Origin of the sequence: Neptuniibacter sp. QD48_11 (assembly GCF_047778095.1) — a bacterium.
Lineage (GTDB): Bacteria > Pseudomonadota > Gammaproteobacteria > Pseudomonadales > Balneatricaceae > Neptuniibacter.
On record NZ_CP180551.1, the window covers coordinates 1,944,264 to 1,969,240 of the forward strand.

General features: G+C 43.0%; 21 protein-coding genes. 2 read left to right on the top strand and 19 right to left on the bottom strand.

Translation table 11 applies throughout. The features are described 5' to 3' along the window. Positions 1-97: 97 nt before the first annotated feature. A complete protein-coding gene (locus ACMXYU_RS08870; RefSeq protein ID WP_415898362.1) occupies positions 98-1,834 on the bottom strand; it encodes a NahK/ErcS family hybrid sensor histidine kinase/response regulator in 1,737 nt (578 codons plus the stop codon). Further along, the gene (gene ercA, locus ACMXYU_RS08875; protein WP_415898363.1) at positions 1,818-2,981 is read right to left on the bottom strand and encodes an alcohol dehydrogenase-like regulatory protein ErcA; all 1,164 of its coding nucleotides are present in this window, start codon (positions 2,979-2,981) and stop codon (positions 1,818-1,820) included. Before ercA ends, ACMXYU_RS08870 begins: the two co-directional genes overlap by 17 nt. Positions 2,982-3,334: 353 nt before the next feature. Here ercA and ACMXYU_RS08880 point away from each other — a divergent pair, with 353 nt between their 5' ends. Continuing rightward, a complete protein-coding gene (locus tag ACMXYU_RS08880; protein WP_415898364.1) occupies positions 3,335-4,402 on the top strand; it encodes a porin in 1,068 nt (355 codons plus the stop codon). 914 nt (positions 4,403-5,316) lie between these two features. Here the strand turns inward: ACMXYU_RS08880 and ACMXYU_RS08885 are convergent. The 7 genes from ACMXYU_RS08885 to pqqA all read right to left on the bottom strand — a co-directional run bounded on the left by ACMXYU_RS08885 (position 5,317) and on the right by pqqA (position 13,357). Beyond that, complete coding sequence (locus tag ACMXYU_RS08885; protein ID WP_415898365.1) at positions 5,317-7,698, bottom strand: TonB-dependent receptor; 2,382 nt, start codon at positions 7,696-7,698, stop codon at positions 5,317-5,319. A gap of 122 nt (positions 7,699-7,820) precedes the next feature. After that, positions 7,821-9,719 carry a S9 family peptidase gene (locus ACMXYU_RS08890; protein ID WP_415898366.1) on the bottom strand — a complete coding sequence of 633 codons (1,899 nt, stop codon included), beginning with the start codon at positions 9,717-9,719 and terminating at the stop codon, positions 7,821-7,823. Positions 9,720-9,730: 11 nt separating this feature from the next. Continuing rightward, on the bottom strand, positions 9,731-10,909 hold the full coding sequence (pqqE, locus tag ACMXYU_RS08895; RefSeq protein WP_415898367.1) for a pyrroloquinoline quinone biosynthesis protein PqqE: 1,179 nt from the start codon (positions 10,907-10,909) through the stop codon (positions 9,731-9,733). A 207-nt stretch (positions 10,910-11,116) separates the two neighbouring features. Further along, the gene (gene pqqD, locus ACMXYU_RS08900) at positions 11,117-11,398 is read right to left on the bottom strand and encodes a pyrroloquinoline quinone biosynthesis peptide chaperone PqqD (protein ID WP_415898368.1); all 282 of its coding nucleotides are present in this window, start codon (positions 11,396-11,398) and stop codon (positions 11,117-11,119) included. Next, the gene (pqqC, locus tag ACMXYU_RS08905) at positions 11,391-12,158 is read right to left on the bottom strand and encodes a pyrroloquinoline-quinone synthase PqqC (protein ID WP_415898369.1); all 768 of its coding nucleotides are present in this window, start codon (positions 12,156-12,158) and stop codon (positions 11,391-11,393) included. The genes pqqD and pqqC overlap by 8 nt, the downstream gene beginning before the upstream one ends. Before the next feature lie 32 nt (positions 12,159-12,190). Next, on the bottom strand, positions 12,191-13,111 hold the full coding sequence (gene pqqB / locus ACMXYU_RS08910) for a pyrroloquinoline quinone biosynthesis protein PqqB (RefSeq protein ID WP_415894621.1): 921 nt from the start codon (positions 13,109-13,111) through the stop codon (positions 12,191-12,193). 174 nt (positions 13,112-13,285) lie between these two features. Next, the gene (pqqA, locus tag ACMXYU_RS08915) at positions 13,286-13,357 is read right to left on the bottom strand and encodes a pyrroloquinoline quinone precursor peptide PqqA (protein WP_003243383.1); all 72 of its coding nucleotides are present in this window, start codon (positions 13,355-13,357) and stop codon (positions 13,286-13,288) included. Positions 13,358-13,595: 238 nt separating this feature from the next. Between pqqA and ACMXYU_RS08920 the strand changes: the two genes are divergently transcribed. Then, a complete protein-coding gene (locus tag ACMXYU_RS08920; RefSeq protein ID WP_415898370.1) occupies positions 13,596-14,447 on the top strand; it encodes an SDR family oxidoreductase in 852 nt (283 codons plus the stop codon). Between the two features lie 83 nt (positions 14,448-14,530). On the opposite strand, the gene ACMXYU_RS08925 is transcribed toward ACMXYU_RS08920, so the two are convergent. The 10 genes from ACMXYU_RS08925 to ACMXYU_RS08970 form a co-directional block, all read right to left on the bottom strand. Then, complete coding sequence (locus ACMXYU_RS08925) at positions 14,531-16,423, bottom strand: propionyl-CoA synthetase (RefSeq protein WP_415898371.1); 1,893 nt, start codon at positions 16,421-16,423, stop codon at positions 14,531-14,533. Between the two features lie 399 nt (positions 16,424-16,822). Continuing rightward, a complete protein-coding gene (murB, locus tag ACMXYU_RS08930; protein WP_415898372.1) occupies positions 16,823-17,845 on the bottom strand; it encodes a UDP-N-acetylmuramate dehydrogenase in 1,023 nt (340 codons plus the stop codon). Next, on the bottom strand, positions 17,845-18,324 hold the full coding sequence (locus ACMXYU_RS08935) for a low molecular weight protein-tyrosine-phosphatase (protein WP_415894624.1): 480 nt from the start codon (positions 18,322-18,324) through the stop codon (positions 17,845-17,847). Before ACMXYU_RS08935 ends, murB begins: the two co-directional genes overlap by 1 nt. A 218-nt stretch (positions 18,325-18,542) precedes the next feature. Continuing rightward, positions 18,543-19,355, bottom strand: coding sequence for an alpha/beta fold hydrolase (locus ACMXYU_RS08940; protein ID WP_415898373.1), 813 nt, complete (start codon positions 19,353-19,355; stop codon positions 18,543-18,545). A gap of 331 nt (positions 19,356-19,686) precedes the next feature. Continuing rightward, on the bottom strand, positions 19,687-20,445 hold the full coding sequence (kdsB, locus tag ACMXYU_RS08945; protein ID WP_415898374.1) for a 3-deoxy-manno-octulosonate cytidylyltransferase: 759 nt from the start codon (positions 20,443-20,445) through the stop codon (positions 19,687-19,689). Positions 20,446-20,448: 3 nt separating this feature from the next. Further along, entirely contained in the window at positions 20,449-20,634 is a 186-nt protein-coding gene (locus ACMXYU_RS08950; RefSeq protein ID WP_415881398.1) for a Trm112 family protein, read from the bottom strand. After that, positions 20,627-21,640, bottom strand: a complete 1,014-nt coding sequence (lpxK, locus tag ACMXYU_RS08955) for a tetraacyldisaccharide 4'-kinase (protein ID WP_415898375.1) — start codon at positions 21,638-21,640, stop codon at positions 20,627-20,629. The genes ACMXYU_RS08950 and lpxK overlap by 8 nt, the downstream gene beginning before the upstream one ends. Continuing rightward, positions 21,637-22,056, bottom strand: a complete 420-nt coding sequence (locus ACMXYU_RS08960) for an ExbD/TolR family protein (RefSeq protein WP_415894628.1) — start codon at positions 22,054-22,056, stop codon at positions 21,637-21,639. Before ACMXYU_RS08960 ends, lpxK begins: the two co-directional genes overlap by 4 nt. 8 nt (positions 22,057-22,064) lie before the next feature. Then, positions 22,065-22,685, bottom strand: coding sequence for a MotA/TolQ/ExbB proton channel family protein (locus ACMXYU_RS08965; protein WP_415894261.1), 621 nt, complete (start codon positions 22,683-22,685; stop codon positions 22,065-22,067). 40 nt (positions 22,686-22,725) lie between these two features. Further along, positions 22,726-24,960, bottom strand: coding sequence for a DNA internalization-related competence protein ComEC/Rec2 (locus ACMXYU_RS08970; RefSeq protein ID WP_415898376.1), 2,235 nt, complete (start codon positions 24,958-24,960; stop codon positions 22,726-22,728). Positions 24,961-24,977: the final 17 nt, after the last annotated feature.

A 24,977-nucleotide genomic window follows, 5' to 3' on the forward strand; every position in this document is an offset into this window, starting at 1 on the left:
CTCGGGAAAAGCTTAATCATTTCATTCTAGGTCTTGAGGATAAATCAACAAATACTACTTGTGACCCCTTTTTGGCAGACCTCAACGTAAATGATATTTAACAAACCAAATGAGTAATTAGGGCTCTTAATTTACCTGGTTTTACAGGCTTATTAATCAGAGAAAGCCCTTTGTTCTCAAAGAGCTGACGACATTCACTGCTTCTATCTGCTGTTAATATAACTGCAGGAATATCCAAACCAAAATGCTCTCTCAACCCATCTATGGCATCAGTACCAAGTAGATAAAAATCCAGGTGATAATCAGCAAGAATTAGTTCCGGCACTATGTACTCGTCAGTACATTTTTCTAAAGCCTCGCTAAAGCTCGAGGCTGTGATGACAAAACAGCCCCACTGCGTGAGTAATGCCTCCATACTCGCCTGAATATTTTCTTCATTATCTATTACCAAAACCACAAGGTTCGATAATTGATCACTTCCGAATTGATTGAATTGTTGTGCTGGAACCTCGAGTGGGAGCTGTTCTACCAATGGAACCTCTACAGCAAACATAGAACCCTTGTCAGGCACAGATTTAACCACCAGCCTATGCCCGAGCATATGAGCAATACGCTCCACTATGGCAAGACCCAACCCAACACCTTGGCGATCTTTAGCCGACTTATTTTCTAATTGCTGAAATTCTTTAAAAACTAGCTGCTGCTTTTCTTCTGGAATACCTAGCCCAGTATCCCAAACTTGGATACTCAACATCCGGCCTTTACGACGGCAGCCAACAAGAACAGAGCCCTCATTCGTATAACGGATTGCGTTACTGATAAAGTTCCTGATAATTCTCAACAATAGTCGAGAATCACTTGTAACCGCAGCTGAACATTCAGCAAGCTTTAACCTAATGTTTTTATTCTCTGCTATAGTCTCGAACTCATTTACCATCGACAGTAATAACTGATTGATACGGAAATCAGATATATCTGGCTGTACTGCATTCTGATCAAGCTTAGAAATATCTAATAGATCTGTTAGAAGGTCTTCAGCATTTTCGAGAGCCAAGTGAACTCTCTCTACAAGATGGGCGTCTTGAGTTTGCAGAGAGCGTTCTCTTAATGCAGCTATGAGTAATCTAGCTGCATTCATTGGCTGCAATAGATCATGACTCGCTGCCGCAAGGTATTTATCCTTACTTTTATTGGCATCCTCTGCGAGGTCTTTGGCAATTTTCAGTTCTTTTTGAATTTGCTCGCGCTCTGAAATCTCTTGAACAAGCTTATCATTTAGCGAAAGCAATTCCTTCGTACGATTCGCCACCCTAACCTCAAGCTCAACATTTAATTGCTTCAATCTATCCTGAGATTTTTTTCGTTCGGTAATATCTTTAACAAACCCTTCAATAATGGGGCCATTACCATCAGGATCTTTAGATAAAGCACTGACTGAAACGTGAAGACATTGACCATCTTCTTTCAGAAAGAGAGTCTCAAAATTAAAAACCCTTCCATATTGCGCGAGCTGATAACGGAAATCAGAATAGGCATCAGCACAACAGAAAAGAAGTGAATCCAGCTGCGTTATTCTTTGAAGGAACTGCTCCTCAGAATCATATCCGCATAACTTAACCATCGCAGGATTAGCAGATATTATCCCTTCATCTAATTTTGCCTGAAAAATCCCATGCAAAGCATTTTCAAATAGCCACTTATAGCGGTTCTTTTCACGCTCCAGTTCATCAATTTTAGTAACTAATTCAGAATGATAGTTTTTTCGAGAAGAGTGGTTCCCTAAACCAATTAGACTTTCTACTGTTTGGCTTTGGTTATTAAAGCGCTTCTTCATACACCACTTCTACATCTCGTTTATTAGATTTACGGGGATTGGTAAGAATGCATGGATCCTGTAAAGCATGATCAGATAACACAGGGATATCCACGATATTGACGCCATTTTCTTTTAATTTCTGATCCAGTCCAACATCTTGCTTTAATTGAACAACTTTATTCCTTAAAGCCACCTGAATTTGACTAGTATTCAGACCTTTAGTTGCAACCCCCATCGTTTCCGCAACAACTTTGAATCGATCCTCGGCCTCTGAGTAATTAAAATCAATAACATGCTCTAACAATATGGCATTACACAAACCATGAGGGAGATCTTTATAACCACCCAAGCTATGAGCCATAGCGTGCACCGCCCCAAGAATCGCATTGGAAAAAGCAAGTCCCGCCTTCATTGAACCAAGCATCACTTGCTCACGAAGATGAATATCTTTTGGCTGATCAACCAATGTGACGATGTTATCGTTAATAAGCCGCATTGCATCGAGCGCATGCATATCAGTTAGCGGTCCTGCGCCCGTAGACACAAACGCCTCTATCGCGTGCACCAGAGCATCAATACCAGTACAAGCACTTAGGAATGGATCCATTGTCATTGTTGTTTCTGGATCAATTAGAGCAACATCCGGTACAACTGCTTTACTAACAATAGAGATTTTAACTTTCTCAACAGGATCAGAAATAATCGCAAATTGCGAAACATCAGCCGAAGTACCTGCAGTAGTAGGAATAAAAATAAGAGGAGGTATTGGGAGATGAATGGTATCAATACCCTCATAATCCAAAATATGCTTACCATTAACACTCACAATCCCTATACCCTTGGCGCAGTCCATTGGGCTTCCACCACCGACAGCAACAATGACGTTACAGCCATGTTCTTGGTAGACTTGAGCACCGGCCATAACTTCTTCCGCTCTAGGGTTAGCAGAGACATCATCAAAAACCACATGCTCAATATCTTCATCAAGCAGCAAATCAGAGATCTCTTTTAGCCATCCAGCTTCTTGCACACCAGGATCCGAAACCACCAAGACCTTACGCGCACCAAAGTTTTTCGCATAATTAGCTACTGAGCACCTAGCGCCAGCACCAAAAATTATTTCTGGGGATACGAACTTTCGAAGATTTGAAATGTCTCTACTCATTAGAGGTACTCAACAGGACAACTCTGCTACAGCAAAAAGATGTCATTAAGTTTACATGAAGCATTAACTAGACCAAAGTGACATACATATTAATGAAACATATAATCGATATCATTAACGTTAATTAAACTAATTTTTGCACTGCACAATTTTTGTGCACTTAAGTATATAATACCCATCAACCCCCTAAGATGTAATACCTATACATCCATAGAATTCAAGACTTTAGCTCAAAACAATACACAAACCATTGTTCTATCTAAAAAGAACTATAGAGCCATGTAAGCATTCCTAACACTTGTCGATAATCTCCTCCATCGTTAAACAAACTAAATTCCTTAATTGGGGGCGACATGAAAAATAACAAAGCCAAGCTGTTAGCTGTAGCAGTTGCAATGGGCATGAGCGCACACGCAAGCGCTGCAATTGAACTGTATAACCAGGATGGCACAACTTTCTCTGCTGATGGTCACTTCAACGCTTTCTACGTTCACACTGACAATGATGCAAACGGTGAAGACCAAGCTCGCGTACGTATGGGCTTCCTTCCTAACTACATCGGCTTCAACGTATCTAAGCAGATTGACGACCTAAAAGTTGGCGGTCGCTCTTCTTTCTGGGTAACTATCAACGATGGCAACACTCAGAACACTGACACTGCTATCGACGTTCGTCAGTTCTACGCTACTGTAGACGGCGACTTCGGCCAGGTACTATTCGGTAAAGATTTCGGCCTATACGGTCGTTCTAACATCTTCTCTGACGAACTTCTTCTAGGTACTGGTCTTCCTACTCCAGTTCTTGACGAAGTTACTCTAGGTAACATCTCTATTGGTTACCCATATGCTGGTCCACGTGCACAGGTAACTTACCGCTCTCCTGTAACTAACGGCTTCCAAATCGCTGTTGGTGTACTAGACCCAGAATCTGGTGAAACAATCAACGCTAACACTGACAACAGTGCTCGTTTTGAAACTGAAATCACTTACGCTACTGACTTCGACGGCGGTAAATTTAACGCTTGGATCGGCGGCGCAATCGGTGAAAACGATGCTAACGATGTAGACGCACACGGTATTGCTTACGGTGCACGCATTGCAGTAGGCGGCTTCCAATTCACAGCTTCTGGTTTCGATCAGGAAGGCATCTCTACTGTATTCGCTTCAGATCTACTAACTACTGAAACTGATACTGACGGCTACCTAATCCAGGCAGCTTACCAAGCAGGCGATCACCGTTTCATCCTTTCTCACGGTGAAACTGACACAGCAACTGGCGCTGAAGACGAAATGCAATCTGTTGCTTACATGTACAATGTAAACAGCAACCTAAAACTGATTGCTGAGTACGATATCGCTGATTCTGTAACACTAGGTGAAGACACTAAACAAATCGCTGTTGGTGCTGCACTAAGCTGGTAATTACTTCTTAAAGTAATTAGCTAGATATTGGCCGCCGCTCTGTCCCCCCCTTCTCCAGAGCCGCGGCCTTCTTTTTTATCTCTCTTTTTTTTATAATTCTCGCCTAACTACTTATTCGCTATTCGCTATTCGCTATTCGCTATTCGCTATTCGCTATTCGCTATTCGCTATTCGCTATTCGCTATTCGCTATTCGCTATTCGCTATTCGCTATTCGCTATTCGCTATTCGCTATTCGCTATTCGCTATTCGCTATTCAGAAGATTATAAAAGCTTTATTTCAGGCAAAAAAAAGCCTGCTAACTAAGCAGGCGAAGTACGACGGTTAGAGCTCTTAGATAGAAACTCAAAGCCAGAGAGTGGATGTAAGAACATAAGCTGCTCTTGAATAAAACCATTATCCCCTCTACCCCCGAAGATTGCTGCTCTGCAACAGAATGAAATCATCTAATACTTTAGGCGCAGACCATAAGTGACGCCTTTTTAGACAAGACTCCCAGAGGCTAGAGGCTAGAGGCTAGAGGCTAGAGGCTAGAGGCTAGAGGCTAGAGGCTAGAGGCTAGAGGCTAGAGGCTAGAGGCTAGAGGCTAGAGGCTAGAGGCTAGAGGCTAGAGGCTAGAGGCTAGAGGCTAGAGGCTAGAGGCTAGAGGCTAGAGGCTAGAGGCTAGAGGCTAGAGGCTAGAGGCTAGAGGCTAGAGGCTAGAGGCTAGAGGCTAGAGGCTAGACAAGTTTGTGCTATATCCAGATAAACACAACAGAATTTTGTTATTCCCCCAACTTATTTTAAGCACCAATACAAACAACACCTCACGCGCACTCAATTTCCACATAAAAAAAGCGCTGGCAAATCTACCAGCGCTTTAGTCATAAACGACTTTTAATTAGACGCACATTAAGCACATCTAACTAAACCTATTAGAATCGCGCACGAATACCGATAACACCTGAACGTGGCTTACCCGGACCTACGAAACGATGATCATCAATACCTTGGTCTTCAAGCACCTCATCAGACTCACCGTAGACACCGAACGTTTCATAGTCTTCATCGAAGACATTATCGATACGACCAAACAACTCAACGTTATTGGTTAGCTTGTACTGACCGCGCAGATTAACCACTGCAAATGAATCTACTTTTTCATTTTCATTCGCTTCATCACCACGGTAGAACTGACTGCTCTGATAATTCACTTCAGCGCCCAGATCAAACTTAGGCGTTACCGCCCAATCCGCTACGATTTTGATATTGTGCTCAGGTAGACCAGGGATCGCATCACCCTTCTCAACTGGACGAGTATCGCCTTGTGGATTGTTGGTACTCACAGAGTTGAACGGTGTTTGGAATGTCGCATCCATCCATGTATAAGAGATACCTACAGCAACATTGTCATACTTTTTGTTAGCCGCTAGCTCAATACCCATACGACGAGTCTTACCAACGTTTGCAAAGTAACCTTCGGAAGCTAATGTACCCGCGTTCTGGAAGATAATGTCATCGTGGTTCATTGTGTGGAATGCACCAGCAGACCAGCCGTAACCAGCACTATTACCGCGCACACCCACCTCAAAAGACTTAGCTACAACTTGCTCAAGTGGCGGATCAGATACAAAACCATTTGGAAGCTTACATGGATCATCTGGGTCTGCACAGCTCAACTCAGCCGGAGTCGGTGCACGAGATGACTCACTATAGCTACCATAGTAACTCATATGATCATTTGCTTGATAAGCCAGACCAACAGCTGGATTCAAGCGTTTAAAGGAGTGATTACCTGTTAAATCAAGGTTTTCTTCGCCGATACCAACCATATCAATATTAGTGTAGTTATAACGGGCAGACAGTGTTAGATCCAACTTTTCATTAAGAGCCAAAGTATCTGTAACAAAAAGACCGATATTAGTAACATCTGTCTCTAGGCGCACACTGGATTCATTATCAAAGATACCGATGCCTGTAACACCGCGATCCTCACCCTCTTCGTTGCGAAGACGAGCAAATTGCGTATCAGACTGAAAATCGATCTCTGAATAGTCGATGCTACCACCAACCGTCAGCTGATTTTCCTTACCATTGAAATCATCCAGGAAGGTAACCTGAGAGCCTAAACCAAAACTTTCCATTTTAGTCTCAGAAGTATTTAACGTTCCATCAAACACCTCATCATCAGCAAGCAGCTCAGCTTGAAGCGCAGCATCCACACCACCTAGATGCTCGTCATCATCAAAGCCTCTGAATTCTACTGCTTCTAGACCATCTTCAGCCTCACAAAGCGTAGCATTTACACTACCGCCAGCAGGTGCTGCTAATGGATTTTCATTGTTCGCATCTACGTAACATAATCCGTAATCACTATCGTCACCGTTTAAAGTTTTAACCTTATTACGACGATAGAAAACATTACCCGCTAGCTGCGTAGTGTCATCAACCCAAGTGTCACCACTTAAAGTTAGTAGCGCAAGATTGGTTTCTGTTTGGTCTGGCTGAGTATAAATACTTTCACGACCTTCAGCTTCAAGTAGACCAATTGGCGCAGCACCATTACCAATCATTTTATTATTGTTAGCAGCCGCAGTTAGCTCAATATTATTACCGTTTTCACCACGCCAAGTTAAGGTTGCCAAACCTTGCTGAACCTCAGTTGGTGAATGGTCTCGCCAACCATCTTCTTCGTAGTAGTTACCGATAACAAAGTAGCCGAACTCACCATCATTACCGCCAGATTGAACTTCTACATTCATTCGACCGTCATTACCGATAGAAGCTTCGATCTGATTGCCTTCATTATCAAAACCGTTTTTAGTTTTGATTGACAATGCGCCACCCAATGTATTTTGACCAAATACTGGGTTAGAACCTGCGAAAAGATTTACAGATTGGATTGCACCTTCAGGAAGAAGATCCCAGTTGACTGTATCGCCAAACGGCTCATTAAAACGAATACCGTTAACGTAAACAGACAATCCTTGAGGCAAACCAAGTAACGGAGACGCCGTGAAGCCGCGATATTGAACATCAGGCTGGAATGGGTTATTGACAGCCTCATTGATTGTTACGCTACTGAAGTTATAGCGAAGATGCTCAGCGATATTTAGAGACTGAGACTTTTCTAGATCATCTGCATTAGCAGACTGGACAGCCGCAGCAATACGATTTTTTTCAATACCAACACCGTAGATTGGTGTATTACCAATAACAGTAACACCTTCTAATTGGGTTGCATCTTCTGCAGAAACCCCAGCGCTACATGCAGCGGCAGCCAACAATGGCAACCAATACTTTTTTTGCAAGCTCATTATCTATGAATCCTGTGAATATATTTTTCTTATCCACGCTATTTTTTCATAGAAATGTCACAAAGACCTTTATGCTGCTTACCCATAACAATGTAATATAGATGTAATACTTAAGACCCAACTTAATCCCGAAAGCTGGAACCACAGCCCGCTGAATGCATTTTCATCTCAGAACGATAAAATTCCAGTTCTTTTTTCAGTACTACTTCCGCAGTATCAGCCACCCGAAATCCATGAGCCTCATCGGCAAAATAATATGCCTCTACTTTTATCTTTCGGTTTTTCAGAGCCTTTTCCATCGCCCGAGTCTGCTCAGGCAACACAACCCTATCCTTCTCTCCCTGGAAGAAAATCACAGGGCAATTAATTTGATCAACATTATCCAGTGGAGCACGTTCGCGATACACAGACTCCTCTGTAACAGGATCGCCAATCAGCCAATGAAGATACTTTGATTCAAACTTATGAGTACAACCATCAAGAACTAGTGGATCCGTGACTCCGTACAAGCTGGCAGCTGCCGCAAAACAATCAAGCTGATAAACCGCACTTAGTGCAGAAAAACCACCCGAGCTGTTACCACGAACAAAGACCGCACCCCTATCAACAAAGCCAAGCTCAACCAATTCATCTATTGCTGACTGAATATCCTCTATCTCTACAACACCCCATTGATGCTGAAGGCTATTACGATAAGCTCGGCCATAGTTACTACTACCCCGATAGTTCAAATCCAATACCGAAAATCCGCGCTGGGTCCAATATTGGATTTTCATATTCAAGACAGGATAAGTTGCAGCCGTCGGCCCACCATGAAGAAACACAACAAGAGGAACTTGAGCACCATCAGCTGAATACTGACTATTGACTGGAGAATAAAAATAGCCATAGCAAGTAGAACCCGCTTTAGAGAAAGTCATAGGCCGTGCTAAAGAGCAATCCGCACCTATTAATGGCAAATCCCCACCCGCAACAACTCTAACTTCAGCAGTTACAGTATTAACCTTAACGACTGAAACAAGTCGATCCTTAGCTGCAGCCACTACACAGACCCAATCACCAGCAGCAATTAATGATTTAAAGTAATTAAATTCAGGCGCTAAAGAGACATCATCAAGCATCAACTCAGAGCCTTCATGCTTATGATGAATCGAAACAACTTTTGACGAAATTTCAGCATAATGCGTAAGGCCCGACTGCCAGGGCGCAGAAATCATCTCGCAAGACTCCTTCTCGACTGGCACCAAGTGATGACTATCTAAATCGCATCTGTAGATATTCCACCAGCCAGAGCGATCGGTAACAACATACAATTCACCCTTAGGCGAAAAATATGGCTGAGAAAGCGCCTCCTCATAATTATGACCCGCAACAGGGATAGGCACATCGAGCTCTGAAGACGTTAGATTAAGATAGGAGAATTGAGTTGAAGTCCACGGCTGATGAGGATGATTCCAGCTAACAAATGCAAGTACAGATCCCTGCGGATTAATCACTGGATAGCTATAAAAATCTGCACCCTCGACCAAAACCTCTACCGAGCCATCAAACAAACTGATCGCAACGATTCGATTTATAACACCAGCGTCAGCATGAACCTCTTGAATGGCAATCAAGCGATCTCGGGTTTTATCCCATATAGGCTCGATATACCGCGTATTAGACTGGTTAGTTACTTGGATAACATCACAAGACCCGCTAAGACTCTGCCTGTAAACTTGCTGATCACTAGCATTAACAAACACCAACTCATCATCAAGCAAACACCAGCCTCGACCACCATACTCATAGACTTTACTTTGAACACTAAACTCGGATGGCGTTAATTCATGATGAACACCAGATTCAGATTCTGATTCAAAGCAGATACAGCAACGACCTCCCTCATTTGGTCGCTGCTCAACCCAATAAAGATCACCTTTTTGACTTAGCTGTAACTGACTATATTCAATACCAGCACTAATAGCATCAGCTTCTGACAGAGATGAAGACCAAAAGCCAGGTGAATTTGAATTCGGCATGGCGATTAAGATTAACCTTTTGCAAACACCCGAGAGTTACGATCATTCCGGTAGACGAAATCATCGGGATTATTTACGACTTTCTCAGCGTTTTGCCTAGCCTCAACGATCTTATGGTGATGCTCAGACTTAGAACAGACAGGATCTGCATTATGCATATCACCTGTAAGCATATAAGCCTGACAATGACAGCCACCAAAATCTTTATCCTTTTCATCACAACTACGACACGGCTCTTTCATCCAGTCATCACCGCGGAAATAATTGAACCCAGGGCTATCATCCCAAATTTGCTGCAAAGTCATCTCTTTAACATTTGGGAAATCTAGCGGCAGCATTCGCGCACTATGACAAGGCAAAGCCTTACCATCCGGTGTAACGGTTAAGAAAACCTGACCCCAACCATTCATACAACCTTTAGGGCGCTCTTCATAATAATCCGGCGTAACAAAAATTAACTTAATAGGATTACCTTGAGCTGCTAATTTTTCACGGTACTCATTAGTAATACGTTCAGCTCGCTCGAGTTGCGCTTGAGTTGGCAGCAATTGCTCCACATTCTCGAAAGCCCAACCGTAGTATTGACAGGTAGCAAGCTCAACATAATCAGCTTCAAGCTCTACGCATAGCTCAATAATTTTATCGATACGATCAATATTATGACGATGAGTCACGAAGTTAAGCACCATAGGGTAACCCTGCGCTTTAACTTCTCTAGCCATTTTAAGCTTTTGCTGGAATGCTTTTTGAGAACCAGCCACCATATTATTTACGGATTCGTCGCTAGCCTGAAAGCTAACTTGAATATGATCCAAGCCCGCTTTGTGAAATTCAGCCATCTTGCGCTCATTAAGACCAACACCCGATGTAATCAAGTTGGTGTAATAACCCATTTCATGCGCACCACCGATCAACTCGATAAGGTCCTGACGCACGAGAGGCTCACCACCCGAAAAACCAAGCTGTACAGCGCCTAACTCCCTTCCCTGCTGAAATACATCCAACCATTGTTGCGTTGTTAATTCACCGCCAAAATCAGCAAAATCCAGAGGATTAGAACAATACGGACACTGCAACGGACATTTATAAGTTAGCTCCGCTAACAACCACAAAGGACGACCGTGAGTTTTTTCTACAGGATGACCAATATTTGGTCGTGAAGGAGAGCCGTTACAAGAGGAAGAAGTCATAAAATCTTTCACAAATTATTATTATCAACTATAGCTATCATCACTCTCGACAGCTAGTTTGTGCAGACTTAAATGGTAGCAATGAACTACTACCAAAGCACCAAATAAACGCACAAAAAAGATGACCTATAACAGGTAAGTAAAAGATATGTAGGAATAAATTTAGAAAGGGTCCCGCCCCTTGCACACCAAGAGGCAGGTAGATCTTTAAGCTAACCAGCCTTGCTTTTTCGCTTCAGTCAGAAACTCAAGAACATCGCCAGAAAGGTCGCCAGCATCAGAAAACTTCACTTCCAATTCTGCGATAATTTTCGCAGCGTCACGCTCACCATCAACCAGCGCCATTATTTCGCCAGCAGGTCCATTTAACTGAATCATACCTTCAGGATAAAGCAGAACATAACAATCCTGAGCCTTCTCCCACTGAAAGCGAAACATATTGTTCAGCACAGGCACATCCGATGCCACAAAAACCACCGCATCAGTCATTAAACAATCCTCGGTGATAAACCTTCTGATCAGTTACTGTGTGATAAGGTGCACGTTCATACTCATAGGCCATAGTCATGGCGTCCAGCATAGTCCACAGAACATCAAGCTTGAACTGAAGAATCTCTAACATACGATCCTGCTGTTCACGCGTTTTATAATGATCAAGCGTAATATCTAGACCGTGTACCACATCACGACGCGCTTCGGTCAGACGGTTACGGAAATACTGATAACCATCTTCTTTAATCCATGGGTAATGACCCGGCCAGGTATCCAATCGATTTTGGTGGATCGTCGGCGCAAATAGCTCAGTTAAAGAGGAACTCGCAGCTTCTTGCCAAGTCGCACGGCGGGCAAAATTAATATACGCATCTACCGCAAAGCGAACACCAGGCAAAACATGCTCACCAGATAGTATCTCTTCACGAGTCATACCTACAGCTTCGCCTAAACGCAACCAAGCCTCAATACCGCCCTCTGCGCCCTCAAAACCATCATGATCAAGTACACGCTGTACCCAATGACGTCGCACTTCACGATCTGGGCAGTTAGCCATAATCGCAGCATCTTTTACAGGAATGCTAATCTGATAGTAAAAACGGTTAGCTACCCAACCACGGATCTGCTCAGGCGTAGATTTACCTTCATACATAGCAATATGGTAAGGGTGCTGCGTATGGTAGAAATCACCTTTAGCTCTTAGAGCCTTTTCAAATTCATCACGCGTTAAAGGCTGCTTATCTTCTGCACTACTCATTTTTTATATTAACCTCTACACACTTCCCGAAATTAAAGCTCGATCGACATTCCATCGTAAGCAATTTCGATATCATGAGATTCTACTTCTGCACGCTCAGGAGAATCTTCATCTAAGATCGGGTTGGTATTATTGATGTGGATGAGAATCTTACGCGGGTTATCCAACGTATCTAGATACTCAATCATGCCACCCTCACCAGACTGAGGCAGATGACCCATTGCAACACCCAACTTATCACCTACACCGGTAACGATAAGCTCATCTTCCTGCCAGATAGTACCGTCAACCAACAATACATCTGCAGATTCCATATAAGCGCGCAAATGAGGCTCGATCTGACCAAGACCAGGCGCATAGAACAATTTTTTACCCGTACGCGTGTCTTCGATTTGAATACCGATATTATCACCTGGGTGCGGGTCATCTCTGTGAGGAGAATAAGGAGGCGCACTACTTAGTAGCGGCACAGCAGTAAGCTTAAGCTCAGGCACTTGAGGAATGACAAAAGTATTGTCATTTTCACCGATTGGGATGCGGTTGATGTTATTACCGCCATTCCAATGCTTAAGCATATTAAAAACAGGGAAACCTGTAGTCAGGTCCTGCTCAACCATCTCTGTACACCAAATGTTATGCGGACAACCCTCACGCAACATTAATAAACCTGTCGTGTGGTCAATTTGGCTATCCATATATACGATCGCAGAGATACCCGTATCACGAATTGAGCGGTTAGGCTGCATAGGACCAAAGTTAGCTAGCTGCTCACGAATATCTGGAGATGTGTTGAAAAGAATCCAGTTTTCACCATCTGCACTTACAGTGATTGAAGATTGAGTGCGTGGTTTTGCATTAATTGTACCTGCACGAACACCTGTGCAGTTTTTGCAGTTACAGTTCCACTGAGGGAAACCGCCACCAGCGGCAGAGCCTAATACTTGTACTTTCATTGTTATTCTTCTACTTATTTACCGTCGACATCCTGCAGTAAAATATCAGGAAAAAGGCAGGATCGCATAAGAAAAGTTGCTTTGAAAAATCCTCGAACGGGATTTGGGTCCTTCCAAGATAAATTACCCCGACATATAGCCGGGGTAATTTAAAAATACGTAACAGCTTTGCTATTAACGGTTTGCGAAGTACATAGTAACTTCAAAACCGATACGCAAATCAGTGTAAGCAGGCTTAGTCCACATAATGCTTTTCCTCTGTTTTTTGTTATTGAAAGGTATGTACAGTCAGATAATAGGTAGGTCACGCTTTGACATGTATGGTACTTTGGAATTAATTCCGACCTTATTTAGGTTAGCTGATAAAATGTATTTTTCAGGCAAAATTCACCATTAATATAAAAAACCATTAAAAATCATAAAGCTAAGCCTAAAATCAAGTTAAGATTAATTTCCAACTTTAACTACTTCCTAAGAGTCATCTATGCATTCCATACTCATTACTGGCTGCTCATCTGGTATTGGATACTACTGCGCCAAAGAGCTACACGATGCTGGCTTCAAAGTCTTTGCAACAGCCCGTAAACAAGAAGATGTCGAACGCTTAACTGCAGAGGGACTGAGAAGCATAAAGTTAGACCTAAATGACAGCAGTTCTATCGACGAAGCACTTGAATGGGTTTTAAGCCAAACAGATGGCAAACTGGACGCCCTTTTCAATAACGGTGCTTACGGCCAACCTGGCGCAGTTGAAGACCTGAGCAGAGACACCTTACGCGAGCAATTCGAGACCAATTTATTTGGTACACACGAGCTAACCTGCAAAGTACTCAAGCTTATGCGCCAGCAAAACCATGGGCGCATAATTCAAAATAGCTCAGTACTAGGCATCATCACAATGCAGTATCGAGGCGCATACAATGCCTCCAAATTTGCATTAGAAGGCCTGACAGACACGCTAAGACAAGAATTAGATGGTAGCAACATCTATATAAGCTTGATTGAACCCGGCCCAATTGAAAGCCAATTCCGTGCTAATGCATTCTCTGCTTTTAAGAAAAATATCGACAGAGAAAATAGCTTCCATAGAGACACCTATAATGCAGTGGAAGCTCGACTTGCAAAAACCAATAGCGATTACAGCAAGGACCCTTTCACTCTCGGGCCTGAAGCCGTTTATAAAGCGCTCTATCACGCATTGACCAGCTTAAAGCCTCGACCTCGCTATTATGTAACTACACCCACATGGCTCTTCGGCATTCTTAAGCGCTTACTGCCAACCTGCGCTCTAGACTGGATTCTCAATAAAGTCTCTAAGTCAGAAACCAAACAATAATCCTAGAGGCCCTAGCCCTAACAACAAAAAAGCCATCTGACTATCAGACGGCTTTTTTAGTTTCTACTGTTATCTAATTCGATTTAGATACCAACCAAACCATTTCTTTCCATAACCTCTTCCATGACTGACAAACTTGTCGGATCATCGATCGTTGATGGAACAGCATAATCTTCACCAGCAGAAATTTGACGCATCAATTTACGTAAAATCTTACCAGAACGTGTTTTTGGTAAACGATCAACGACTACTGCACGCTTAAAGCAAGCCACAGCGCCAATCTCTTTACGTACCAGCGCAACCAACTCTGCTTCAAGATCAGCTTCGTCAATTTCTACGCCATTTTTAAGCAACACAAAGCCAATTGGCTGCTGACCTTTTAGTGGATCATTTACACCAATTACGGCGCATTCAGCTACGGCCTGATGTCCCGCAACAATCTCTTCCATTTCACCGGTAGACAGACGATGACCCGCAACGTTAATTACGTCATCTGTACGACCCATGATGAAAACATAACCATCTTCATCTTTGTAGCCACCATCGCCAGAGCAGTAGTAACCTGGATAATCAGACAGATAGCTTGAACGATAACGCTCAAAATCACCCCAAACAGTTGGGAAGCAACTCGGTGGCAATGGAAGCTTAACAGCAATAGAGCCCTGCTCTCCCGCTGGAAGCTCATTACCTTCAGCATCTAAAATCTGCACATTAAAGCCCGAAATTGGCACTGTTGCAGAGCCCGCTTTTGGTGGCAGCGTTTCAATACCTGTCATATTGCCACAGATAGCCCAACCGGTTTCAGTCTGCCACCAATGGTCGATAACTGGTTTACCTGTCGTTTCCATAGTCCAGTGATAAGTTGGCGGATCAAGACGCTCACCCGCCATAAATACTGACTGTAGATTTGAAAGGTCGTAGTTTTTAACCAGCTCTCCTTCTGGATCTTCTTTCTTAATCGCACGGAATGCAGTTGGCGCAGAGAAAAGCACTTTAGCTTTGTACTCTTCGCATACTCGCCAGAACGCACCGGCATCCGGTGTGCGTACAGGCTTACCTTCGTAAACAATCGTTGAGCAACCAGCTAGTAGAGGCCCATAAACAATATAAGAGTGACCTACTACCCAGCCGACATCTGAAGCAGCCCAGAATACATCTCCAGCTTCTACGTTGTAGATAGCTTTCATCGAATACTTCATGGCAACGGCATGACCGCCATTATCACGAACAACACCTTTAGGCTTACCTGTAGTACCCGAGGTATAAAGAATATACAGCGGATCAGTACCTTTTACTGGTACGCATTCAGCAGGTTCTGCAGACGCCATCGCCTCATTCCAATCAAGATCTCGCCCCTCTACTAGTGAAGCCTCAATCTGCGGACGCTGAAGAATGACACATGCATCAGGCTTGTGAGCTGATTTTTCAATAGCCTTATCAAGCATTGGCTTATATTCAATCACTTTAGCGATCTCAATACCGCAAGAAGCAGAAACAATCACTTTAGGTTCTGCATCATCAATACGAACAGCCAGCTCTTGAGGTGCGAAACCACCAAATACAACAGAATGAATTGCACCTAAACGCGCCACTGCAAGCATTGCAACAACCGCTTCAGGGATCATCGGCATGTAAATAACTACACGATCGCCCTTCTCAACGCCTTGAGATTTAAGAACACCTGCAAATTTAGCCACCTCATCTCTTAGCTCTAGGTAACTAATTTTACGTTTCTGACCTGTAACCGGGGAATCGTAGATGATCGCTGTAGTATCAGCACGACCATTTTCCACATGGTAATCCAATGCAAGATAGGCAGTATTCATCTCGCCATCAGCAAACCAACGATCAATACCGTTCTCATCTTTCGATAGAATCTTTTCAGGTACTTTAAACCATTTCAGATCTTGCGCCTTTTCTTTCCAAAACTCTTCTGGCGCCTCAATAGACTTAGAATATTCTGCTCTATAAGTCATGCACTCTGGCCTCTTTCCCATAAGTTAACGAATTGTAGACACTGAAAGCGATTTTTATGGTTTCTTGTTATTAGCTTCCTTCTACGAGGAATTATTTGTCGAAACACTATTTATTGTAGACACTTTCTCAAATGTGTAGACACACTTTAACTGAGAATATCTCTGTTTAATCTAATACAAAAGGCTGATACGCCTATTTATAAGCACAATCCAGATCAATAAAAACTTAAAGAAATCAGTAAATACGCGGTAAACAAGCAGGATTGTCGACAATCTTATTGTTTAGCACTAAAACTAAAGAATAATGACGACATACATATCTGCAACCTAAACCTAAAGACATGCAAATAAAAAGGCGACCCAATGGGTCGCCTTTTTAGACATTCAAGCATACTCAAACTAACAAGGATATATTCGAGGCTCTATATGCAGATCTATATCATACTGCCGCTTCACTGAAGCTTTTATATCTGAAGCTAAGGTTAACAAACGATCGGCATCACCCTCCCCTAGATTGACCAACACTAGAGCTTGTTTATCGTATACACCAACCCCATCGCCTTTATGTCCCTTCCAGCCCAACTGATCAATCAGCCAGCCAGCTGCAACTTTATGATGCTCATCCCCATCTGGATACCCAACAATATTTGGGAACTTAGTCTTTAGCGTATCGAATTGCGCATTACTGATCACAGGGTTTTCAAAGAAACTACCGGCATTACCTATCACCGAAGGTACTGGAAGCTTAGAGCTGCGAATATCGCAAACGGCAGTGTACACATCTAAGGCTGTCGGCTGATCAATACCCTTGGCACTAAGAACATCAGCCAAACCACGGTACGCTAGTTGCGGAGTAAAAGTACTGGTTAAAGAAAACCTAACACTCCAGATAAGATAACGACCATGTTCTGCGGATTTAAAGATACTGTCCCGATATCCAAACTGACATTCTTCACGATTAATCTGAACCAGCTCTTTATTCTTGCGATCATAAGCCGTCAGACTGTGGAAGCAGTCTTTTAACTCAACACCGTAAGCACCAATATTTTGTACAGGTGCCGCACCAACTGAACCTGGTATAAGCGCTAAGTTTTCTAGGCCATGCAGCCCCATCTCTAGTAGACGACCAATAAATGAATGCCAGTTTTCACCAGCACCGACTTCGACTATTGCTTGATCACCATCATCAGCCAGCACCTTCACCCCTGTTATTCCAACAGAGATAACTGCACCAGGAATTCGATCACGTAACACTAGATTACTGCCACCACCTAAAACCAATAGAGGCCAGTTATTAGCTTCAACGTCACCTAACGCAGATTCTAATTCTTCAACGGTTTGGACTTGCGTGTAATGCTCAGCAATAGCTTTGAAGCCAAAACTATTATGCGCCGTAAGGTCAGCCTCTTTCTGCCAAGCCATTAACTTAATTCCTTCTTTATATGCTGTAGAAGACCGTCTGATGCTGATTCCACAAGATCCAGAACATGCTCGAAACCAGCTTCACCATCATAGTAAGGATCTGGAACATCAGCGGAGCTCATGCCTGCATAATCCAAAAACAAGCACAGCCTTCCTTGATAGTTAGTGGGAGATATCGCTTGCAGATCACGCAAGTTTTGAGTGTCCATAGCAAGAATATAATCAAACTGAGCGAAATCAGCGGTAACTGCCTGACGAGCCCTTAACGAGCTCAAGTCATAGCCGCGTCGTTTAGCTGCTTTTGCAGAACGAGAATCAGGTGGATTACCCACGTGATAAGCCGCTGTTCCAGCCGAATCGATCTGAATATCACCAGCCAAACCCTGCTCTAAAACTTTTGCCTGAAAAACGCCATGCGCGGTTGGTGAGCGACAAATATTCCCCAAACACACAAACAAAACGGAGACTTTTTTACCCATCGGCCTAACTAACTCCCACCAACTCATTATTTAAGGGCTTAATTTTTAGCAATTATCCCATTATTCCAAAATAGTTAAAGCAAAGAAGTGATAGAGGGTCTAGAGAAAGTGGAATTACGACTAGCAAGCTAGCTTATTGGAAAGGTAGCGATACAAAAGCAACAAATGAAAGCCGCGCAAGCTGGAAATACCTGCGCGGCAGATGAGTTTAATAAAAACTACCTATTATTTGAAACAAAGCCATCTAGAACTTTTACCAAACCCTCAGGCTTAGTTAGCATAGGCAGATGCCCCGTTTCCATGACCACCTCAACATCTGGTTTAATACTAGCGCCGATTTTTTGCTGAGAAGAAAGAGATATAATTTTGTCATGCTCAGTATAAACATATAACTTTTTCAATTTTGAAAAGGTTTCATTGGCATATTCAACTGTACCATCCGCGATAGCTGCAGGCTCATTAACCGCTAAAGCTAACACCTCTTCCTTAACTGAATCAGAGCTAGAAAACGTAAACACCCCAGCAAAAGCTTGAGGATCTTTTATCTTCAGCCAGCCCGACTTTTTATCGTACTCTACAGCGCTAAAGTAATTCTCATCGTCTTCTTTGCTCAATAATCCAAAAGGTTTTGCCCCTTTTAATGGCGCTACTGCGGCTATATAGGCAATCGATTGAATTTGATTTGTACCACAGAGAGATAGCGCATGATTCACAACCGCACCTCCTTGGCTATGAGCAACCAAAGAAACCGAACCTTTCACCTCACTCATAGCCTGGCACAAAGCCTTTGACGATACTGATAAAGTGACCTCTTTCGGATCTTGACTGTCATTTCGCCCAGGCAGATCTACAGCTAATGTTTTATAACCCTCGCTTTTAAGCGGCTCAATTACTTTTGCCCAAGACTCTCCTGTCAGATGCGCGCCATGCACAAACACCAACGTCGGCTTAGGTTCTTCAGAAACCTTACCCATTGAACATCCGGCTACTGATAAACAGGCAATCGATGCCATGACTAACTTCTTATACATGTGACTCTCCTAAATCATGAAAAAACCTTTCACTTTAGTGTCTGCAATAGCAACATTGGCGAATTCTAAATCAGCAAACACTAATGATTATCACTTACATTAATGCAACTCATAATACGGGTATTTATGAATTCGATCTATAAAGAATCACTTGATAGTTTGGATTTAGAAGAATGATAAAAGAGCTGTAAAGTTGCAGGAAATATAGAAGCGTTAACGCTGAGAAAGCGAACAATACGCCTCAAAAGATGGAAGAATTTATATAGAGACAAAACAGCCAAATACGAAGATGTTTCACTCCATACTTGGCTGTAACGTTTGATAAGAAAACCTAAAATAATCGACGAAGTCGCTCTAAATCTTCTGGAGTATCTACGCCCGCTGGTGGCTGTTCATCAGCTTCCGCCACATGAATTCGAGCACCATTCCACATTGCACGAAGTTGCTCAAGACACTCTGTCTCTTCTATCGGCACTGGAGGCCACTTAACAAAATCGTTTAGCAGTTTGACACGGTATGCATAAATGCCGATATGTCTCTGCCATGCAAAACCTTCTGGCATCACATTCCGGTTCGCGTCTTCCGCAAAACTATTGCGAGGCCATGGAATTGGCGCACGACTAAAATAAAGCGCCATACCCCGAACATCACTAACCACTTTAACAACATTCGGATTGAGCAAACTTTCGATATCTGTGATTGGTTCGCTAAGCGTAGAAATACTAGCTTCAGGTTCAGCACGAAGGTTATGCGCAACCTGATTAATAATTCGAGCAGGCACTAACGGCTCATCACCTTGTACATTTACGACAATATCATCAGCGTAATAACCCAAGTCACTAACAACCTGCTGCAAGCGATCTGTACCAGAAGGATGGTCTGATGAAGTCATACAAACTTCAGCCCCAAATGACTGAGCTACATCAGCGATTCGCTGGTCGTCTGTGGCAATAAGAACACGATCCGCTTCACTTTCGCAGGCACGCTCGTAAACATGCTGCACCATTGGCTTACCGTTAAGATCAGCTAACGGCTTACCCGGAAAGCGAGTCGAGGCATAGCGGGCCGGTATAATGACAGAAAAGCCCATAACTTAATCCTGCTCGCGCTCTTCTGCGGTTAGCTCACGCGCTTCAGTTTCAAGCAACACAGGGATATCGTCACGAATTGGATAAGCTAACCCACTCGCTTTAGAGAAAAGCTCATTTGTGCTCTCATTGTATTCCAAAGGCGTTTTGGCTACTGGGCATACCAGAATATCCAACAACTTCTTATCCATTTTGTGTTTTACCTTTATTAGCTATAGCAATCTTTAATTTATCTAGCAGTTGCGTATAAAAACTCTCTGGCAACTGCGCTTTAATTTGTAAATACCAACAGTGCGACTGTGCGAACTCAGTAACTTTGACCGCATCTTTCTCTGTCATGATCACTGGGTAGTCATCACCAAACTGAAAATCCTCAACAGTATAAAACGAATGATCGGGCTTAGCATGAGGAATAACAGTTACTTGAAGTTCTTGCTCAAGCGTATTAAAAAAACGCTGAGGATTACCAATCCCTGCAACAGCATGTACTTGTTTGCTGCGTAATACTTCCAATGCCAACTCTTCATCCGTTAAGCAGTTTACTATCGCTGCAGGCTGAAGGAACATCTCTTCTATTGTTGCTGCTTCAGCAATCTTATTCTGCAAGCGCCCATTACTGACAATAAGATCAACACTACAGAGCCGGTCGGGCTCCTCTCTTAGGGGACCTGCAGGCATTAATGCCCTATTACCCAAGCCGCGTTTGCCATCAATAACAGCAATCTCAATATCTCGATCTAATCGGTAATGCTGCAATCCATCATCACTAATAATGAGATCACATTCGTAATTATCTAGAAGGTATTTTGCGGCATTAGGACGGTTAGGATCGATAATAACGGGACATCGGCAACGCTTAGCCAACATAAAAGGCTCATCACCTGATAATTCTGGTGAATCTGCAGTAGTTACATCAAAAGGGAACTGTGTCGCCTTGGACTTATAGCCGCGACTGATGATGCCAGGCTTATAGCCTTCCTGCTTCAATCTCTCGACCAAACTTATCGTTAGCGGTGTCTTACCTGTTCCGCCTACATTGATGTTTCCAACAATAATAACAGGTACAGGCGCTACCCATACCTGCTGCAAATCAGCGCCTTTTTTTCTCTTAGCTAGAAACTTATAAAGGGAACTAAAGGGCTTTAAAACACAAGGAGCAGGCTTTTCAGAGTACCAACGCCCTTCTAACCAACTCATTGAGCGTCAGGCTCCTGAGTAGTGATACTCAATTTGCTAAACCCTAGCTGTCCAGAAACATTCATCGCTGTGACAACAGCTTGATGTGGAGTCTTAGCGTCAGCAGTGATAACCAATGGCATTTCGCGATCATCACCCGCTAACTCTTGTAAAGCGCGTCGAAGCGTCTTCGCCTGTGTGTTGACTAGAGCCTTACCATTTACGCTGTAATGCCCTTCATCAGTAATCAAGATCTCTAGAACTTCGATCTCTTTGACGACTGATTCGCCAGAAGCCTCTGGTAGATCAACGTCAAGATGCGTTTCTTTAGTGAAGGTAGTTGAAACCATAAAAAAGATTAATAGCAAAAACACCACATCAATTAATGGTGTTAAATTGACATTAACCTCTTCAACCCGTTGGCGGGGGAATTTCATGCGCTTACCTACTCGACGTCGATGTCACGCTCACCGTGCATCACTTCAATAAGTTTTACCGTTTCTTGCTCCATAGTAATAACCAAGGAATCAATTCGGCGTTGAAAATAGCGATGAAATATAAGCGCAGGAATTGCGATCGTTAAACCTGCCGCTGTAGTAATCAGTGCTTCTGAGATTCCGCCAGCAAGAAGGCTGGTATTACCTGTACCGTGGATCATGATCTCAGTAAAAACCTTAATCATACCGATCACCGTACCTAACAATCCGAGTAAAGGCGTAATGGCAGCAATAGTTCCAAGCGGGTTTAGAAAACGCTCTAAATCGTGTACAACTTGGCCAGCAGCTTCTTGAATACTTTCTTTCATAATCTCTCGACCATGAGAGGCATTATTCAAACCAGCCACCAAAATCTGACCTAGAGGACTACTACGCTTTAAATCTTTTAGCCTTTCTGCCGTGATATTGCGCTGCTTTATTAAGGTCCAAACTTCTGCCAATAGACCTGGAGGTGCCACTCGATCTGCACGCAAAGTCCAAAAACGCTCTAAACAGATTGCTAACGCTATAACCGAGCAGATAACGATTGGAATCATTATCCAACCACCAGATTGTAAAAGCTCAAACACAGTAATTTCTCCTTTGACTGCGCGTACTCTATCACAGAGATTAAAACGATCTCCAGAATCGTTTTTCATCCTCTCTCATTGTTATTGTTTTACACCCTTCATGGGCATCAGCAATTAGCATAATGGCACCATCTTTGGCAGTCTCATAGGTTTTCACCCCTCTATCGACAAATCTCTGCACAACATCAGGATGAGGATGCCCAAAAGCGTTCGCATAACCAGAACTAAAGATGATATTTGAAGGCTTAATTGAGTTGATAAATGCAGACGATGAAGAGGTTTTACTTCCATGGTGCGAAGCGACTAACCAATCAATACTTGGCGCAACTTTAGGGATTAGTTCAAGTTCTTTTTGAGCACCTATATCCCCTGGTAATAACAACCGACAATTCGGCGACTCTATCATTAATACACAGGAACGATCGTTTTCATTCGCACCTTCCGCTCCTGCAAGAAATGTAAACTTAACCCCATTCACCTGCCAACCACGGCTTGCGGTGCAAGCCTCTGCATTCTTATATCGATAAGATGTTGTTACCCTATCCACCTTGATGGAATCAAATACAGCTGCAGCGCCTCCTGCATGGTCATTATCACTGTGACTTAGAATAAGATGATCGATTGAATCAATATTTGCCTTCTCAAAATCTGGCAAAACCGCCCTTTCATATGCAGTTCCACCAGAGCGATAAGATGGCCCAGTATCATAAAGTAATTGATACTCCCCGACCTGTACTCTAACAGCTAAGCCTTGCCCTACATCGTAAACCCAAACCCTAAAATCAGAGTCGTCCTTATACTTAGAACTCGAACCGACAATTGCAGGCAACAACAGCAGCAATACCACCGATGAAGGCAACGACAATCTCAGCAACAACAAACATGATGCAACCAGCACCACTAAAAACAAAACAACAACGTTCGGGGCATCTAACTGCCAATAACCTATTTCAATCTTTTGGTTCAACTCGACCGACCACCAAAACAGATCTGACATACCATTCAGTAATGGAATTAGCATATCTATACCGATAGAAGTAAGCCCAAGATGCAGGAATAAGAATGGAACAAGCACTGAAAAAAACGGTATGGCGATCAGATTAAAAAATGGTGCTATCACCGACACACCTGAAAAGTAAAACAGGTAGATAGGCAGCATACCTATCATCAACATAAACTGAAGGTTCAAAGCCATTCGCCATCCACGCGAAAATTGAGATATCCAAATAAGCAAAGCAACAGCCAAAAAAGATAGCCAGAACCCTATCTCAAAAAAAGACAGAGGATTGAAAAAAAGAACCACGACAAAAGCTATCCACCATCTTGTCCAATGATCCAGATAAAACATTCTGCTACCAGTGAACAATAAGACCAGCAACATAATAAAAGCGCGTTGTGCAGGTATACCCACGCCTGATATCAATAGATAAAAACCCGCTAAGATTAATGCGCCGAAATAGGGGAATTGGTGCTGAAAGCTGATGCCATAAAACACAACACCAGCCAGCCTTCCGAACCACCAGCCGCAGAATGCCATAAAGCCAATGTGTAACCCACTAATCACCGCTAGATGTACAACACCACTATGTTTCAACAGATTCCAATCATGAGCTTCCAGCATCGATTTAGTTCCCGTCGTTAATGCTTGAAACATAGCTATCGTCTGCTGGGTTTCAAATTGGGTTTGTATGGATTCATTAATCCATATTCGAGCAAGACTGACCCAACTATTAGCTTCTGAAAGAACATCAACTTGACCACGGACGTAGCCAGTTGCATCAATGCCTCTAGCTAACAACCAACGCTCATAATCGAAGCCAGCAGGATTAACTAGACCATGTGGAGGTTTGAGCCTAGCAGTTAACTCAACACGATCACCCAGCGAAAGTGTTAAATCAGGGTTATACCAAGCAAGGCTAAGTCGATTAACCTCTAAATTTTCTTCAGTACTTGTCCCTTGTACCGCTTGAATCTCGTCGACATCTACTAAAAACCTTACAACGCCCTGTTGATATCTAGGTATATCGGTTATGACGCCCTGTAATTTCCAGTCTGTGCGTTTAAAAGATTCCGGTAAACGTTGATCAAGCTGGACAACACCCCACAGATTCACATAGAGAAAACTGAGGAGGAAAAAACTCAAGTGAGATGATCTGATACACGGAGCTAAAATCAGCAGAGGTGCTATAACTGTCACAATAGCGATTGAAAATGTTACTGGTAGTAATTGCGGCTGCAATAGTGCTACCGCAAAACCAACAGCAATAGTGATCATCCTTGATCTCATGCTTT

Coding starts and splice junctions, on each gene's coding strand:
- pqqC (WP_415898369.1), bottom strand. CDS start 12,158: ATGAGTAGTGCAGAAGATAAGCAGCCTTTAACGCGTGATGAATTTGAA.
- ACMXYU_RS08870 (WP_415898362.1), bottom strand. CDS start 1,834: ATGAAGAAGCGCTTTAATAACCAAAGCCAAACAGTAGAAAGTCTAATT.
- ACMXYU_RS08940 (WP_415898373.1), bottom strand. CDS start 19,355: ATGTATAAGAAGTTAGTCATGGCATCGATTGCCTGTTTATCAGTAGCC.
- murB (WP_415898372.1), bottom strand. CDS start 17,845: ATGGCTTGGCAGAAAGAGGCTGACCTTACGGCGCATAATAGTTTTGGC.
- ACMXYU_RS08880 (WP_415898364.1), top strand. CDS start 3,335: ATGAAAAATAACAAAGCCAAGCTGTTAGCTGTAGCAGTTGCAATGGGC.
- ACMXYU_RS08960 (WP_415894628.1), bottom strand. CDS start 22,056: ATGAAATTCCCCCGCCAACGGGTTGAAGAGGTTAATGTCAATTTAACA.
- ACMXYU_RS08950 (WP_415881398.1), bottom strand. CDS start 20,634: ATGGATAAGAAGTTGTTGGATATTCTGGTATGCCCAGTAGCCAAAACG.
- kdsB (WP_415898374.1), bottom strand. CDS start 20,445: ATGGGCTTTTCTGTCATTATACCGGCCCGCTATGCCTCGACTCGCTTT.
- ercA (WP_415898363.1), bottom strand. CDS start 2,981: ATGAGTAGAGACATTTCAAATCTTCGAAAGTTCGTATCCCCAGAAATA.
- ACMXYU_RS08890 (WP_415898366.1), bottom strand. CDS start 9,719: ATGCCGAATTCAAATTCACCTGGCTTTTGGTCTTCATCTCTGTCAGAA.
- ACMXYU_RS08935 (WP_415894624.1), bottom strand. CDS start 18,324: ATGGGTAAAAAAGTCTCCGTTTTGTTTGTGTGTTTGGGGAATATTTGT.
- ACMXYU_RS08885 (WP_415898365.1), bottom strand. CDS start 7,698: ATGAGCTTGCAAAAAAAGTATTGGTTGCCATTGTTGGCTGCCGCTGCA.
- ACMXYU_RS08925 (WP_415898371.1), bottom strand. CDS start 16,423: ATGACTTATAGAGCAGAATATTCTAAGTCTATTGAGGCGCCAGAAGAG.
- ACMXYU_RS08920 (WP_415898370.1), top strand. CDS start 13,596: ATGCATTCCATACTCATTACTGGCTGCTCATCTGGTATTGGATACTAC.
- pqqD (WP_415898368.1), bottom strand. CDS start 11,398: ATGACTGATGCGGTGGTTTTTGTGGCATCGGATGTGCCTGTGCTGAAC.
- pqqB (WP_415894621.1), bottom strand. CDS start 13,111: ATGAAAGTACAAGTATTAGGCTCTGCCGCTGGTGGCGGTTTCCCTCAG.
- pqqE (WP_415898367.1), bottom strand. CDS start 10,909: ATGACTTCTTCCTCTTGTAACGGCTCTCCTTCACGACCAAATATTGGT.
- lpxK (WP_415898375.1), bottom strand. CDS start 21,640: ATGAGTTGGTTAGAAGGGCGTTGGTACTCTGAAAAGCCTGCTCCTTGT.
- ACMXYU_RS08970 (WP_415898376.1), bottom strand. CDS start 24,960: ATGATCACTATTGCTGTTGGTTTTGCGGTAGCACTATTGCAGCCGCAA.